This is a genomic window from Flavobacterium hydatis, from assembly GCF_000737695.1.
Classification (GTDB): Bacteria; Bacteroidota; Bacteroidia; order Flavobacteriales; family Flavobacteriaceae; genus Flavobacterium; species Flavobacterium hydatis.
On record NZ_JPRM01000003.1, the window covers coordinates 239,807 to 258,475 of the forward strand.

2 protein-coding genes are annotated in these 18,669 nt (G+C 35.2%); both read right to left on the minus strand.

Going from position 1 to position 18,669, the window contains the following annotated elements:
* Positions 1-34: 34 nt before the first annotated feature.
* Positions 35-14,614: a T9SS type B sorting domain-containing protein gene (locus IW20_RS03160; RefSeq protein WP_035618614.1), complete on the minus strand. Its 14,580-nt coding sequence runs from the start codon at positions 14,612-14,614 to the stop codon at positions 35-37.
* Positions 14,615-14,771: 157 nt separating this feature from the next.
* Positions 14,772-18,668: a PorP/SprF family type IX secretion system membrane protein gene (locus IW20_RS03165; RefSeq protein ID WP_035618616.1), complete on the minus strand. Its 3,897-nt coding sequence runs from the start codon at positions 18,666-18,668 to the stop codon at positions 14,772-14,774.
* Between the last annotated feature and the right edge of the window lies 1 nt (position 18,669).

Sequence of the window (18,669 nt, forward strand, 5' to 3'; positions counted from 1 at the left end):
TTAATTTTAGATAACATAATTACTTTGTTATTAGTTATCTGTAAAGGGTGAAATGTCCAACAAACTCTCTGTCATCTTTTTTGTCATTGAGTTTCAATACGTACCAGTAATCCCCAGATGGCAATTCGGCACCATTGTATTTTCCATCCCATTTTTGACCCAACCTGTACTTACAGATTATACGTCCGTATCTATCAAAAATATCGAATGTTAAATCTTTGTAGTTTACTGTACATCCTGGAGCCCAAGTATCGTTTATGCCATCTCCATTTGGAGTAAAGTGATTTGGAATACAAACATCTACGTAAGGGAAATATCTTGTAGCTGTAGCTGTACATCCATTTTTATCTGTTACAGTAACTGTGTATGTTCCTGATTTGTAAATAATGAATTTATTAACTGTTCCGTAAGATTCTCCATCTAGTGTGTATTGGTATTCTCCACCACCACCTGTAGCTGTAGCAACAATTTCATTTAATCCGCCATCGGCCAATGTTAATGTTAATGGTTGTACTGCATCTATTGTAAATGGTAATGTTGTTTGCTCACAACCATTACTATGTCTTGCTGTTACAGTGTGTTTTCCTGGAGCAACATTTACAAATATGTTACTATCCTGATACGTTGTGCTACCATCTAATGCATAATCTACATCAGCTTTGTTTGCACTTTCGTGAATAGTTATAGTCACAAAGTTTGCCGCTACATTATTCACACAATCCGTATTAACCTCAGCAATTGGCTCTAGTCTAACTGCTTCTGGCATCGGAATTTCTAATTCAGCCGTACACTCGTTAGCATCGATAACATAAACTATATGTTTACCTCCTACTAATCCTGTAAATGGATGGTTTGTACCTGTAACTGGTGCATATGTACCTTTTCTGTCATCCAGACTTACTCTGTAAGGAGCTGTTCCGCCAACAATATCGATACTAAATGATCCATTTTTCTCTCCAAAACACAACTCTGGCATTATACTATTTGGCACTAGAGATGGGCTTAAGATTCCTGGTTCTTTTATTTCGATTCCTTTAATCGGGAACTCACATCCGTTTTCGTCCTGAACTAATACATCATAGAATCCTGCTTTTAAATTATCAAAAACATTTAATTCAAAGAATTGTCTGAAGTCTGGCGAAATCGCATATCTCAGTTTTCCTGTTCCTCCTGTAGCATTAATAGTAATTGCTCCGTTGTTAGATCCATTACATTTTAATGGTGTAGGAACTGCAACTGCTGTTATGCTTGTTGTTGGCTCTATAATTGTAACTGGTAATGCTTTTGTAAAACAATCCCCGCTATCCACTTTTACAATATAAGTTCCTTGTGAAAGGTTCTCAAATTGACCTGGTTTACTCTGTGTAGGTGTAGGTACAATTGGTAACCCAGCTGCATCAAGCAATGTGTACACATAGTTTCCTAATCCTCCTACAGCTGTAGCATATATACTACCTGTACTTGATCCTTTACAATGAATATCATAACCTGTAACAGCTGTGAAAACAAGTTCTGGAACTGGTGAAAACTTAATTCCGTTAACAGTTTCTGTAGTACAACCAAATACATCTTGTACAAAATATTTGTATGTAGCATCTGCCGTTGTAACAGGCAATACAATAGTTACTGATGAATTAAATGGTAAGCTATAATTAATACCATCTGTACTATATTTATATGGTCCTGTACCTCCTGTTGCAGTAAGTGTAAGTTCTGGAGCTTTAAGACAAGTTTCAGTAGCTTTAATTGCTAATGATCCTTTAACTTTTGTTGGCTCTTTAATTTCTACTGCTACTGATGTACCTGAACATGTCCAGCTATCTGTAACTGTTACTACATAACTTCCTGCTTTTAATCCTGTAAATAAAGGATCCACTTGTGGTCCGTTTTTAGTTACAACTCCATCAGGATATGTTGCAACCAATGTATATAAATATTTACCTGAACCTCCTGTAGTCGTTACTGTAATTTCTCCTGTATTATCACCAAAACAAGTTAACATTGCTTTAGCTACATTAGCTGTAACTACAATTGGTGCTGGTATTTTTAATTCTATAGGCTTTGAAACCTCACATTTACTATCTCTTACTTTTACTACGTAATTACCAACTCCTAAATTAGAGAATGTTGATTGAGTAGACCAAGTAACTAATGGTGCTCCGTTTAATTCTAATTGGAATTCATATCCGCCTGGCCATCCACCTTTAGCAGAAGCTACGATTTTTCCATCTTTATTACCTGCAGCACATGTAATCTCTGAATGCTGTACATCAAGTTCTAATGGTGTCAATGGTCCTTTTATGTCAAACTCAGCATCTACAGTACAGAAAGGTGAATCTATTAATGTAGCTGATATTTTATAAGAACCTGCTTTTAAATTACTAATTGTAAGTGGTCCTAAATTTGGACTAGTACCATTTATAGTAGCTGCACCTAATACCGGGCTAGTAATTACATAAGTGAATCCTTTAGGAAGGTTAGAAGGAATTACTTTAGAATCTACTAAAGTAAAATCTATGCTTCCATCTGCAGCATTAAAACATGTAATGCTCTTAACGTTTGTAGCTTTTAACTCGAAAGTATTCGGCTTATCAACATTATGAATTCTATCAATACTACATCCTGTATCAGGGTTTTTAACTGTAATTATATATTCTCCTGTTGGTAAATCAGTAAACGTATTTACTCCAATTAAATTGATTTTAATTGTACCATCTGGATACTTTATAGAATATTCTAAAGCTGGTAATGGCAATACTCCTTCAGCAGTTACATTAACACTAATATCTTCATTAGTTAAACATGTAATTTTAGCATCTACTTTTATAACAGCATCTTTAATACCTACATAAGGCTTAATTACAGCTGTAGTGCTTATAGGGCAATTATTGTTGTCATAAACTTCTATGATATAAGTACCTCCTGCTAAATCTGACGAAGTATATTTAGTCTCTTTTCCTGACTGAACAATTCTGTCATCTGCTGGTGTAGCTCCTTTTTTGATAAATACATATTTAGTAAGCGGTTGAGTACCTCCTGAAGCGCTTACTTCTATAGTAGCAAACTTAGGTGTATTTGTTCCTGCATTACAAGCAAATTCTGTAACAACTGGAGTAGCAATAACAATTATGCTTGGTTGTATAATTTCAGTTTTTGCTGAACCTGGACAATTTCTACCTGACATAACTGATACTGTATATTTACCTGCTGGTAAATTACTGAATGTAGGTTCTTTTTGTTCTGGTCTTGCAACAGCATTACCTTTATAATCAACACCTGTTAACGTAAATTTATAATCAGGGTTGTTATTACTTGCATTTAGTGCAACCGTTATAGTACCATCAGTTCCATCAAAACAAGTAACTGGTGTTGGTGTTAAATCTGCATCTACAATAGTAACAACTGCTGCTTTAGGTATTGTATAATCAATTAATGCAGTACATTTTGTCGCCATATCTTTTACCCAGAAATAATACTTAACATCAGGAGTTAAATTCGGGAATACTGCTGTTACGCTAAATGTACCCGGTACTGTAGCTGACCCAATAGCATATTGGTAATTAGGTGGAGTTATTGTTCCTCCTAAACCTTGTAGAGTAACAACTCCGTCACCTCCATTACAAGTTGGATATGTCGAAATTTCTGCCGACAATCCTAATGGTTCCAAGATTGTAAATGCTCCAATTGCTGAAGTAATACATCCATTCGCATCTTTTACATATACATCATATGTACCTGGTCCTTTTACAGATAAAATAGGATTAGTTGAAAAATTATCTTTATCTAAACCATATTGTAATGGTTTTACACCATTAGCAGTAACAGTTATTGTATAATCTGCACCAGCAACATAACATTGGCTATCTGGTGTAGCTACAATTGCAGATGGAACTGGATCTACTGTAATATCTACAGGCGTACTAGCTTCACATCCATTTTTATCTATAACCCAAACATCCCATTTAGTACTTACCGCTGGGTCTAATGTAGCCGTATTGGTATCAAAATAATTCCCAACTGGTGAATCTCCTGATTTAACAAAAGCATACTTATAGTCTGCTGTTCCACCAATAACAGATGTAATTGGAACTGTTACTTGTGCTCCTTTAGTTTTACAATTTTGAGGGACATTAGTAATTGGACCTAAGCTTAATGCTAATGCAGGCTCTGTGATTATAACTACGGTTGATGTTTCAGAACACTTAGGGAATCCTGTTTCTTTAACTACAACTGTATAGTTATTTCCTGCAGGTAATCCAGTAGTAACTGTTGAACCTAGAGTTGTATCTCCATTTCCTGTTAATACTGAAGTAGCTCCGTCGAAAACTTCATAAGTATATGCTCCAGTATATCCAGTAACATCGATAGTAATTTTTCCTGTACTATCTGTTTTACATCCAACTTGTGTTGATGCAAAAGCAGTTACTTTTAGATTATTAAATAATGGAACTGGTTGAACAACTGATTTTATACTACAACCTGTATTATTATCGAATATTTCAAATTCATAGTAGCTACCTGCTGTTTGCGCATCGTAAGTAAATATATTACCAGTAACGGTTGTTAAACTTCCTGGAATAAGAGCTCCGTCTTGATACACTTGGTATGTAAATTGTTTTGGTGTATTTGTTCCTCCAGTAATAACAACATTCATTACTTGTTTCTTGTTTTCACAATCCATATCTGCACCAAAAGTTACATCCGCAGAAATTAAACTTGGGAATGGAGCAATTAGGATAGTTACATTATCGATACAATCATTTTCGTCCTTAACGTAATATGTTACGTTTTGAGGAGCTTTATCAGCATCTACATAAAATACATTATCGTTTCCATAAGTAATATTGTCTTTACTATAAGTGAATTTTCCTGTTCCTCCAGCGCCTGTAACAGTAACTTTTACTTTTTTAGGAGTGTTTCCTGTAGAACATTCAAATGGGTCTGGAGTTGCGCTAGCAACAACTTCAACAGGTATACCAATGGTAACTTTTACTGTTTCTTCACAACCTCTTTCAGATTTTACTGTAACATTATAATCTCCTGAAGCTAATCCAGTAAAATAACCATTTGATTTTTGTATAACTGGAGTGCCAACCGGAAGTCCTGTTATTGGATCAAGTGATGTAAGCGTGTATGTATATTCAGGGTTATTGTTAACAGCTGGTAAATTAACTTTAATTGTACCATTACTAACGTTTCCTTGAGCTGGTTGTCCTGCCGGAGTCATACAATTAGGTAATGTTACAACAATATCACCAATTGCTAAAACTACTTTTGTAGCAAGCGGAATATCAACATCTACAGATTTTGTACAATTTGTACTCAAATCCTTAACAATAATCGTATAACTGCCTGCAGCCTGATTTAAGAAAACACCATTGTTAAGCTGTACTACATCTACAGGAGTAGGAATTACAGTCTTATTTTTTAATGTAAATTCGAATTTATTTCCTGTAGCTACAGTAGTATCACCTCCAGAAACTTCTGCAGTAATAGTACCGTTTGCGATATCACAAACAGGATCAAGGGTAAATTTAGCTTTAAGGTCTAATGGTTTGAAAATTTCTAATTCAACCTCGTTGCTTGTACAACCATTTAAGTCTTTAATTTTAATTTTGTATACCCCTGAAGCTAAATCAGATATTGTAAACGCTGGTACTGTTGTAATAGCAACAGCATTACCACCATTTAAAGTATATGTATATGGTCCTACACCAAGTGTAGTTATATTTACATTGATAGCAAAACTACCTTCTAGAGCCGAACAGAAAGCTGGATCTATAACGGCAGCAATTACTGGTTCTGGGTCTTTAACAACCGTTACAGCTTTAGATGCGATACAACCATAAGCGTCACGAACATAAACTAAGTAATTACCTGCTTCTACATTAAATGTACTTGATGTATGTGTAGGAATAACGAAAGATGCAGCAGTTGGTCTAGTATCCTCTGGACCTTCGCCTAATGGTAAATTATCAACAACATATTGATACAAATATGGAACTGCAGCAGAAGCTGGAATTGCTGGCGTAGTTGGCGTTGCTGGTACAGCTACAACCGCTGGTATAGTAGTTCCTCCTTGTGGAAAAGCATTGATTACTCCTTTTAATGGATTACAATTAGCATTATTAGTTGATTTAGCATCTAATGTTAAAACTGTAGTCGAACCTGTAATATTAAATGGTGATGTAGTTACACTACATCCTTTTTTATTTGGTGTAACTGATTTATCAATTTCGGTCACCAAAACATAATAGTTTCCAAATGGAAGTACTCCAAAATTGTTTATATCTAATGAAGCTCTCGGAATAGTATTACCTGCCGGTACTACTCCAGATTGTACTGGTCCTATTGGTGCTTGCGTTAGTTCATTAAAAATTTGATATTCTACATCAGTTGGTACTGTATATTGACTATAAACTTTAAACGATACATTACCATTGTCTGCACCCAAACAAGTAATATTATTAGCTTGTAAGTTCTCTATTTCTAATTTTGAATTTGTTGGAATAGCAAATTCTGAAGTTTCATAATAATAACATCCTGTTCCTGTACCACCATGAGCAGCATTACTATCATATACGATAAAAGTATACTTAACCCCAGGCGTTAAATTATAGAAAGTTGCTTGTTTACTTCCTACTGGAAGAGCATCTTCTGCTAACCAACCAACTGGTCCCATAGGAACGGGGAAGTTAGGCGTTGTACCGTCATAAATAGCAAAATAAAATGGTCCGTTTCCAGTAATTGTAGACCCATCTGCCGCTTTACCTACAGCAACAATTGCTGTACCTCCTGCAGAACAATCTGCTACTGGTGGAGTTACTGTAATATCTAAATCTTTTGGCGGTGAAGCAACTAATATGTTTTTTATAATTTTAGAACAATTATTTGCATCTGTTATAGTAATCTCATAATAACCAAAATCAACTACTTTAAAAACTTGTAATGTCCCTGTTTGGTTCGTGAATGTTTGATCATAAGTAACATTAAGTCCTTTTACGTTATAAGTATAATTTTTTGTTCCTCCAGATACGGAAGTAATCGTAATTGAACCCAATGATTCACCATTAGACGCATTACAAGTTATAGGCTGAACATCATAAACTACAGAAATAGGATCTGGTTGCTTAATTTCAACATTCAACTCTGTAGTAGAACAAGATTTTGCATCTGTTACTTTTACAGTGTAAAAACCTGCTGGAAGTCCAGTAGTTTGCGTTCCGTATGATGTATTAGTAGTTGTATTCTTCACATCGATTACATAAGGTCCTACTCCAAAAGCAGTGTCTATAGTTACTTTTATCGAACCTGTAGCGTCTCCATTACATAAGATAACTGAACCTGTTGTTACTGCAGTAAATTTCGGATCTGTTTTTGGTTTTACAGTAACTGTAGAAGTTACTTCACAACCTATATTATCTTTTATTACAAATACATATTTCGTATCTGTAGTAGCTGTTGTAGCAGTAGCATCTGTATAAGAAAATTTATTTCCTGAAATTGATTTAACAATAGGATCTGCAACACCATTTACGGTTACTGTGTAAGTGTAAAGTGCTGTACCTTCAAACACTTCTCCTTTAATGATTACATCAGGATTAGTCGTACAGTCGATATCCTTATCTACCTTAACAGTTGCAGTTAATTGTTTCGCAATATGTTGAGATGTTAATACAAGTGTACAACCTGTTGCTTTGTCTCTAACCGTTACAATATAATCCCCCGGCTCTAAATTAGAGAAAGTACCTGAAGGCTGATAAGCTCCTGTATTAAGTTTATACTCGTATGTTGGTGATGGCACCACATCTGGCGTAACAATTATTGTTGCTTTATCAGTTTTATCATAGCATAAATCTGAAGTTACATCTATCGTAGCCTTTGGTTTAACTTTATCTGCCAATGTAAATTTATCAGATACTGTACAACCATTCAAATCTTTTACAGTTACAGTATACTCTCCAACTTGTGTTAAATTTTCAAAAGTATTTAATGCTTGTGGGCCTACTTTAGTTCCATCAGGTTGTGTAAGGGTATATTTATTAGTTCCCCAACCACCTTTAGTATCAACTACAACTTTACCAGTAACATCACATGTCATTGGTGTTACAGTTAATTTTGTTATTTCTAATTTTTCAGCTGGAGCCAAAATTTTCACAGTTTTAGAAACTTGACAATTTGTTTCTAAATCTGTTAACGTTAATGTATGATCACCTGCTGCTAAATTAGGAACATTTACAATAATTGTAGTAGATCCTGTAGTAGGCGTTGTACCTGTTACTGCTGTTCCTCCGTCAATATCATAAGAATAACGAACATTATTACCTAAGTCTTTGATAGTAAACTTCGCAGAACCATCTGTACTTCCTAAACAAGAAATATTATTTACTACTTCTTCATCTATTACTATTGGTATTAATTTTTTAATAGTATGAGGGAATGAGAATGTACATTTATTAGCATCTCTTACTGTAAATGTATAAGTACCCGGAGCTAAATCTTTGAATGTATCCTCTGGCTGCCAAGCTCTAAATCCTGTTGGTACAGTTATGGAATATTCATATGGTCCTTTTCCTCCTGTTACGCTTGTAATTGTAACATCTACTAAATTAGATGGACATTTAAGATCTGTATTTTTAATAACCATAGCTGTAATAGGAACTAAATCTAAAATAGTTCCTGCATCCTTAGTTATAGTACATCCTTTGCTATCAGTAATTGTAACTGAATATGTTCCACCTGTAGTTAAATCTTTAAATATACCTGTAGTATTTGTTGCTACTACTGTAGTAACTCCGCCTTTGGTTATCTTTAATACGTAAGTATAAGTAGTACCATTTCCACCTGTTGCCGAAGCTGTAATTATAGCTTTGGTTTCGCAAGTGTATGGTGTAGATATAGTAACTGTAGGTGTTATCACATCTGGTTGTGTAATATCAACTTCTACTTCTCCTGTACAACCATTAGTATCTTTTACATAAAATTTATGTTTTCCTAAAGTTAAACCTGAAAAATTAGGAGAGCTTGTAAATCCTGTTGTAGGTTTATCGCTAAACTCATAATCACCTGTTCCGTCGTGGCCAGTTAATACTACTGAACCATCAGACAATCCGTTACAGCTAATGTTTGTTGGTACAGCTGTAACTGTTGGGTTTGTAATAGAAGCTATATTACCTTCTACAGTTGTTTTACATTTATTTTTATCGGTAATTTCAAAAGTATATTTACCCGCAACAGTCGTAGTATATGTGAATTTTGGACCTGCAATAGTTCCTACGCTAGCATATACTGGGTTACCTAAATTATCTTTAACGATATAACTAAATGGAGTTGTACCTCCTTTAATTGTTACTTCAATCTTAGCTTCTTTTGGATCAATACAAGTTAATGAACTTGTCGTATTTGCATCTGCTGTAAGCAAAGCATTAATTTTTTGGCTAATAACTGTAGCTTCACAACCATAAGAATCTGTTATTACAAATGTATAATCTCCTGTTGCTTTTGCCTCATATGTAAATGAAGTAGCAGGTGCTGGAACAGGCACTTTTGCTTCTAATGCACCTGTATTATATTTAACCTGATAAAAGTAAGGAGCTACTCCGCCAGTAATATTAACTGTTATTGTTGCTACTTTTCCGTCAAAACATAAACCTGTATTATCAGCAATTTCAGCTTTTGGCGCTACTGGTTCATCAATAACCAAAGGCGTGTCTTTGTCATCTAAACAACCGTTTTTATCTTTACCCGAAACAATATATGTTCCTGGTTTAACATCTGTTAATATTCCGTTAGATGGGAAAGTAACTACGTTAGGTGGTGTTGCCGAATCTGTAAGTGTAAATGTATAGTCTTTTGTTCCTCCTTTTCCACTAGCAGTAACTGTAGCACCTACAGAACATTTAGCTACAGTAGCTTTTGCATCTACTTCAAACTTATCAGGTGATCCAATTGTAGGGTTAAGAGTAAAATCACAACCTACTGAAGTAGCATCATAACGAACCTTAACAACATGAGGACCTTCTCCTAAACCAGAAACAATAGTCTCTTCTTGTTTAGAAACTCTCCAAGGAAGAACTCCATCTATTAAATACTCAAAACCATTGGTAGTATCAAAATTAGATGCAACTATAGTTAAACTTCCGTCTTTATTTCCTTTACATTTTGTATCAATAACATCTTTAACATCTGCCGTGAATTTTTTATTAGGGTCAACAATAACCTTAAATTCTTTAGTAGATAAACATGATTTTGGTAATTGATAAACAGAAATATCATCTATTACTACGTCGTTACCATTTGTATCACGCACATTAGAACGAATGATAAATCGCAATGATTTATTATCTCCTGGATCAAGAGTCATTGGTGTTTTTGGATATTGTTCCCATAAGTTGTCAGGGCTTGTTCTAGGAATTTTACCTGTCGCAAACCAAGAAATTTCTTTACCTGATGCATCAATCAAAGCAATTCTTAAATCTGGATCAGCTTTTCCTGCTCCAAATTTCATTAAATTCATTGCAAAGAATTCGAAATTTATAGGTTGATTTGGAATAATATCATTGATTTGTTTTTCGTACAAAATAGTAGTTACTGGTATTTTATCTCCAATATTAACTACAAGGAATCTACCATCTGAAACAGTTCCGTTACTTGTGTGATCTTTAGGAAGTACCCAAGACCATCCAAGATGATTAGGATGTAAAGCACTTGTAACAGCATAATCACCATCATTTATATTAAATGCACCATTACAATATGTTGCAGGCTGTCCTTCTAGTTGTCTTTCAAAACAATAGTAAGTAGTATTGATTCCTGGAGAAGTCGTAGATGGACCTGTACCAAAATCTTCTTTTAATAAATGGCTATATGTTGGTACTGAAACCAATTTATATCTTACAGATATTATATGTGGAGTTCCTGGAACTGATGGTGGTACATTTACAAAAACATTTGATGGGGTATTTGTATTAACTTTTCCATTAAGTAAATATTCATACTCATAATTAGCTCCACCACTATTTGTAACTGTAACTGTTGTTGATGCGTTTCCATCACAATTAAAAGTTGGTGTTGAAACCTCAATTGTAGGATCAGCAGGTTTTTCATCTAAGATAATTCCTTCCATTGCGTAAGGACAACCTGGCGCTGGTGAACTATCTTTAATATAAAAAGTATATGGTGTAGTGCTTGGGTTAATATAGGCTTCATTTGAATCTTGCCAATTAACACCTCCGTCAAAACTATACTTATAAGGAGGAATTCCTCCTTGAGCATTCGTGATTCTAACTTTACCTTGTTTTTCAAATCCTGCTAGTCCACAACCAGATAACTCTGCTACACCAGCTGTCGCAGTAACTTTTGTTGCTGGTGCTGTTATTGTAATTTTTACAGATTCATCAAAACAATCTACTTTGTCATAAGTATATTTTACTACAACATCGTAATCGCCTGCCGCTAAATTTTTAATTGGAGAAATGGTACTAAATGGTCCAGCAAGTCCATTAATGCTATACGATACTGTATAGTCTGAGGTAGCTGGAGTTAAAGTAAATGAGATTTCACCATCTTTACTTCCATAACAATTAATGTTTTTCTGATCAATCTTAACGGTTGGTCTTATTAAATCTGGAACAGTGATAGTAGGAATTGTAACACTACATCCTGCAGCATCTATAACAACTATATCGTATGTTCCTGCTTTTGTTATTGGAATCGCTGGATCAGTTAAAGCAATTTTTGATCCATTAACATAATAATAATAAAAATCTGGGAATCCTGCTACAGGTGTTCCTCCTGTTGCTACTACTGTAATCACACCATCGTTACAAGTAAGAGGTGTTGTAATACTAGCTTTAGCATCTAATTTATTATCATTAATTGTAACTCTTTCTGTTTTTGTACAACCATCTTTTGTAGTAATTACGACATCGTATACACCTGGTGCAATACCTTCAAAAAGATTAAAATTCTTAGGAGCAACTATTTTTCCTGAGTCTCCCTTTATGTCTCCTGTTGCTACTTCTTTAACTATAAATTGATACCATCCGTCTACTCCAGTAACTGTCGCTTTGATAGTTCCTCCTTTTCCAGCGCAACTTGGATCTGTAGTATCTATTTTTGTTTTAAAAGTTTTCTCTATAATTGTAACATCTACAGTATACTCACATTTTTCGAATGTATTATCTACTGCTTTTGTTTTTATATGAACTAGATATCTTCCTGCTGGAACATCATCGAAAACATTTGAATCTTGGTAAGGTTTTACGCCATCCAAACTATATTGATATCCGAATCCATCATTTGGTTTAGGATTTGTAACTGTAATGCTTCCTTTTGTGTCACAAACAATATCTTGTTTGATCGCTGTAGCTTCCAATACACTTTGAGTCACATCAAAATAATAGATATTTTCACATGTATTATTATAGGTAACTACAAGTCTAAAAGTTCCTGCTCTATTAACAGTATATGTTGGTCCTGTTGCAATCTCTGTCCAATTTTTTGCAGTTACATCCGGACAACTATCATCTAAAGTTCCTGGTCGTGGATCTTTAGTTTCTTGCCAAACTATACTAGATGCACCTTCGATTTTAGTATCAATAAATTTGGTTGCCGTTTTACCGCATAAAAATATTTTTGGAAATGGCTTACCATCATTAACACATGCATAAGGTAATTTAGGTGTTGCTGTTGATTTTGGATCAATATTATCTGCATAAGTATTAATGGGATTATCATTAATATTTACATTATACTCCTTAACAATAAATGTTTGAGTTATTCCTTTACAAGGAGCTCCTGCAGTAGTAACCACAGTATATTTACCTGGTTTAGTAACTGTAACTTCTTGGTTGTTTCCTCCAAAAATAACTCCGTTAGGATCTTTCCATACATAAGTAGTATACCCTCCTCCAGCTTTTAGTTTAACTGTACCACACAAGTATAACGTTTGCTCAAATGTACATTTATCTAAACCGATAAGGAAGTTAGTAGCTGTAGGCGTACCAACATTACAACCTTCCTCTGAATCAAGACTTCCTTCACCAAAAGTATTTTTATTAATAACTCCGTTATATTTTGAAATAGCGGTATTCTTAATAAGATTGGAACAAGCATCTGTTAGAGCATCACAATCTTTAACTGTCTTTACTCTAAACGTTAAAGTAGTAATACCGCTTTTCTTTATAACTAGAACTGGATCTACATTAAATACAATAGTTCTTGTAGCAGCATTATAAGAACCTACTGTTACCCCTGTTGGTAAATCTATAAAATCGGTTTTTTCGTCAAAAATAATATTATTAGGTAAAACATCTGTAATTGTAAAGTTTACTGCATCGTCATTTCCTTTATTCTGGAAACTTATTTCATATTTTAATTCAGTATCGATACTGATGTCCTTACCTGCTGCATCATAATATTTACCCTTATCATCTTTTGTGAAAACTTTTTTCAGAAGTACAATCCTTGGAGCAATAATTTCAACTGCAAAAGCATTAAAATAATAAAAATAAAGATCCTGATCACTTCCTAGACTTATGATTGCCGAGGTATCTCCATTTTTAATTACAGAACCTCCTGGGTATTGAGTGGTTGGATCGTTTTTTACTTCAAATACCCCCGCATCAAATCCTAATGTATTGGAACTATTGAGATCTCTATCCTTTAAGATAGTCCCCATTGAAGTAACAGAACTGTTAAAGAAATTATCTTTTGTAACCCATTTTTTACCATTATAAAACGATTCCTGTGGTCTTTCCTGAGGTGTAGATTTTACCCCATTAATAGATAAATAATCTCCTCCGATATCTAAATCTCCTTCCATTGCTGAAAAAGCAAATTTTGCTTTTACTTGACCCTCTGGGATTGTAGTAAATCCAGAAATTTTAATATCTAAATTATTTTTATCGTCAATAGCACTAAATCCATCAAATGAAGTAATCGCTTTTTCTGGTAAAGTAGCATTTTCGTATACAAAGAAAAGAGACCATCCTGCAGATAAACCTGTACCTCCACCAGTAGCACCAGCAGGTCTGTTAGTACCTTGTGCTGTAGAAATATTAGCTACGGAATAATACCCTTGAGGATTAGGCCTTGGTGTTTTAGTAAAATAATCTGTTACATTGGCATAACATGCATAAGGCAAACTAGTACCTATTTTAGTACCGTTTGCATCATAAATAACGGTACCATCTATATCAATATAGCTACCTCCAGGCATTTTAAATTTTACCTTGTCTATTGCTTCGGTACCTCTTGTAACTGCACTCCAGTAAAGTCCTACATATACGATTTTGGAACAAGCTGCATCAGGCAAGGTCAACTTAGCCTTACTTGAATTAAAAATACCAGTACCTCCATCAACATTAACATATTTCATGTCGAAACTGCTATTCTGATCCCGGTCGTTAAAGGGTACATTTGGACCATCACCACCCCACCAACTTCTAGAATCCCTATTCAGAACGCTATTTCCAATCAAGAGAATGTCTCCTCTTAAGTTTTTATTATTGTAGCGAATATCAAAACTTTTATAATTTTGAGAATAAGAAATAATGCTCTGTAAGAAGATCAAAGCAAATAACGTAATTTTTACAATAGTAGGTTTTTTCATGGTATTTTCTATTTAATCATTTGCAATGCTTTCCTAAATGGGGGGTCCAGGAAAACAAGACAAATGGCACTCTAAAAATTTATTCAGTAGCATGCACTTCTAAAAAACTAGAAGTTCCCTTGCATACTTATTCTTATAATTTTATACAATAATTGTATTATTCATTTTCAACTTTTACAATAGACATTTTTCCGTTGTATGGTTTATTCCCTTTTGATTCCAATGCTTTACTGGCATCTTGCAAATTGTCATACTTATCGTAATAGATGTAATATTTACTTGCACTTACATTGTAAAAGAAATTAATATCCGATTGTCCTGCAGAAACTGCTTTGGTCAAAAATTCATCTCTTTTATCTGTGCTACTATGTACAGCAATAATCAAATAATAACCACTTGCAGCGTTTTTAACGTTCTTGATAATTTGCATATTCGATTGTTCATCGCCATAATCAAAATCATTTGCAGTTAATGGTTTACTACTTGGTCTTGTCGTTTCTTTTATACGTTTTAAAGTAGCAACATCTTGTTGGTAACGACCTTGGTCATTTTCGAATGCTGCACGCTTAATTCTACGTTTTTTCTCTATTTCGGTTTCTAGTTTAATTTTTTCTAAACTAGCGATCAAATCCGCATTAGATTTTTCTGCTCTTAATTGTTCTGCTTTTAAAGCTTCAATTTTGGCTAAATAACTTCTGTTAAGCTCATCATTTTTATTTGGTACCTTTTTAAGTCGCTCATTATACAAATTCGTTAATCTAGACAACGCATCTTTCTGTTCCTTGTTAACTTGTGCTATTTGTAATTTTAATGCCTCTAACTCGCTATTTTCAGATGCTACGCTCTTAAATGGTTTCGGTTCTTTATATATTCCTTTTTCACTTAAATCATTTTCTTCTCTAAGATCATCAAGGTCTTTTTGTTTTTTAGCAACTGTAGCTGTCAATTGGCTCAATAAATCCGTTTGTGTTTTATATGAACTATCAAACACGCTGGTTAAATTTTCAATTGATTTAGCAGTTTCATCTTTAGCCGCATTTGCTGCTGCGTTTGATGCTGCAAGGGCAGCTGCTGCTTGTCTCGCTTTCAGTTCTTCATCTTGAGCTAATTTTGCTTTAAGCGCATCTGCATCAGCTTTGGCTTTTGCATCAGCGTCTAATTTAGCTTTCGCATCAGCATCAGCTTTCGTTTTAGCATCGGCTGCCAATTTAGCTTGTAAAGCAATTGCGTCGGCTTTTGCCTTAGCATCTGCTGCTAATTGAGCATCTGCATCAGCTTTAGCTTTAAGTTTGGCTTCAGCAGCTTCTTTTGCTTGTAATGCTGCAGCATCGGCTTTTGCTTTTGCATCGGCTGCTAGTTTAGCCTTCGCTTCGGTATCAGCTTTCGCTTTCGCACTAGCAGCTTCTTTTGCTAATAATGCTACTGCATCGGCTTTTGCTTTTGCGTCGGCGGCTAGTTTAGCTTGAAGTGCAATTGCATCGGCTTTTGCTTTTAATTTTGCTTCGGCAGCTAGTTTTGCTTGTAATGCATCAGATTCCGCTTTTGCTTTTGCATCAGCATCAATAATTGCTTTTAATTCAGCTGCTTCAGTTTTGGCCTTAGCATCGGCTTTTATTTTAGCATCAGCATCAAGTTTTGCCTGAATTGCATCTGCATCAGCTTTAGCTTTTGCATCGGCTGCTAGTTTTATTTTAAGTGCTTCGGCAGCATCGGCTTTTGCTTTTGCATCAGCAGCTAGCTTAGCGTCGGCATCAGCTTTAGCCTTAGCATCAGCATCTAATTTTGATTGTAATGCAGTAGCATCAACTTTTACTTTAGTATCTGCAGCTAGTTTTGCTTGTAATGCGGCGGCATCGGCTTTAGCTTTTGCATCAGCAGCTAATTTTGCTTGTAATGCATCAGCGTCTGCTTTTACTTTTGCATCAGCTGCAAGTTTCGCTTGAAGTGCATCAGCGTCTGCTTTAGCTTTTGCATCTGCAGCTAGTTTCGCTTGAAGTGCATCAGCGTCGGCTTTAGCTTTTGCGTCTGCAGCAAGTTTCGCTTGTAATGCATCAGCGTCTGCTTTAGCTTTTGCATCTGCAGCTAGTTTAGCTTGAAGTGCGGCAGCATCAGCTTTGGCTTTATTATCGGCTGCTAGTTTCGCTTGTAACGCATCGGCATCTGCTTTAGCTTTTGCATCTGCAGCTAGTTTCGCCTGTAATGCATCAGCGTCGGCTTTAGCTTTTGCATCTGCAGCAAGTTTTGCTTGTAATGCAGCAGCGTCAGCTTTGGCTTTATTATCAGCTGCTAGTTTCGCTTGTAATGCATCGGCATCAGCTTTAGCTTTTGCGTCTGCAGCTAGTTTTGCTTGTAATGCGGCAGCATCAGCTTTGGCTTTATTATCGGCAGCTAGTTTTGCTTGTAGAGCGGCAGCATCAGCTTTAGCTTTATTATCAGCTGCTAGTTTTGCTTGTAATGCAGCAGCATCAGCTTTGGCTTTATTATCGGCAGCTAGTTTTGCTTGTAGAGCGGCAGCATCAGCTTTAGCTTTATTATCAGCAGCTAGTTTTGCTTGTAATGCGGCAGCATCAGCTTTGGCTTTATTATCGGCAGCTAGTTTTGCTTGTAGAGCGGCAGCATCAGCTTTAGCTTTATTATCAGCAGCTAGTTTTGCTTGTAATGCGGCAGCATCAGCTTTGGCTTTATTATCAGCTGCTAGTTTTGCTTGTAGAGCGGCAGCATCAGCTTTGGCTTTATTATCGGCTGCTAATTTTGCTTTAGCATCTGCATCAACTTTAGTTTTACCGTCAGATGAAAGTGCTTTTGTTTTAAGTGCTTCTGCATCTGCTTTAGACTTAGCAGCTTCTAGTTTTGCAGCTTCTATTCTAGCTTGTGCTTCAGCATCGGCTTTTGCTTTATTATCAGCAGCCAGCTTAATTTTTGCTTCAGCATCAGCTTTTAATTTTGCTTGTGCTTCTAATCTTGCCTGAATTGCAGCTGCATCTGCTTTTGCTTTTGCTTCTGCAGCAAGTTTTGCTTTTGTTGCTCCATCTGTTTTTACGACAGGAGTTGTAGTTGTTTTGGCTGGTGCCACTTTTTTAACCACAGTTGGTTCAATAAGTGCTCCTTCTTCTTCGTCATCTCCGTAATAGTAGTTTTTGCTTTTAAATTTATAAGCAATAACAAACTCATGAGAAGCTCCAAAATTAGAGAAGTTACCTGTGCCTTTTTCGTAGTTATATTCAATAGCAATTTTTGGTGTGATATTAACACCAAATCCTGCTGACATTCCGTATAATGTGTTGTAACCTGCTTGTGCCCAAAATCCTTTAGGGATAGCAATCATTGCTAATCCAGAAATAACCGTTTTGTCTTTCTTGAATTCAGATTTTAAAAGACCTGAGAATTTACTTCTGTCAAAAAAACCATAAGCATCAATATACCCCGTGTACATAAGGTGAACTTCTACAGCTTGCTCTGGATCTTCCTTTACCATTTCTGAAGTGGCAAAATTATATAGCAATAAATTGTTAATAGATAAACCAACATCCAAAAATGCGTTACCGTAGTTAAAACCTGGGTTAATCGTAATAAGTGAATTTGATGGAATATCATCGATATTAAGATTCATATCGTTTGAGATAATCTTTCCTTGATCTAATCCGCTTTTGTAAAAACCAACGTTTGCTCCAAAAGTAAGGTTACTATCTTCTTGCAATACTACGTTGTGAGCAAAGTTTCCTAAGATTCCAAAAGTAGTCATAAGACCATAGTTTTGTTGGAATAAACCAACTCCTATACCTTCATTTTCTCTAAATCTTCCTGAGTAACTAAATAAATATGTTTGCGGTGCATTATCAAATTGTACCCACTGACGCTTGTTATAAAAACTCACATAAGAGTTTTGTTCACGAACAAAACTGAACGCAGGGTTAATAATATATCTATTAAATTTTAATGAATTTCTAATTGGTATTGAAAACGAAACAACTCCATCCCCTTTGACATTGTCTTGAGAATAGAGTACATGTGTTGAGCCGTAAAGAAAAGTAACGAATAGTAGTATTTTCTTCATA

Bases quoted from the DNA above. Each gene is read 5' to 3' on its own strand.
- IW20_RS03165 (WP_035618616.1), bottom strand. From the start codon at position 18,668: ATGAAGAAAATACTACTATTCGTTACTTTTCTTTACGGCTCAACACAT.
- IW20_RS03160 (WP_035618614.1), bottom strand. From the start codon at position 14,614: ATGAAAAAACCTACTATTGTAAAAATTACGTTATTTGCTTTGATCTTC.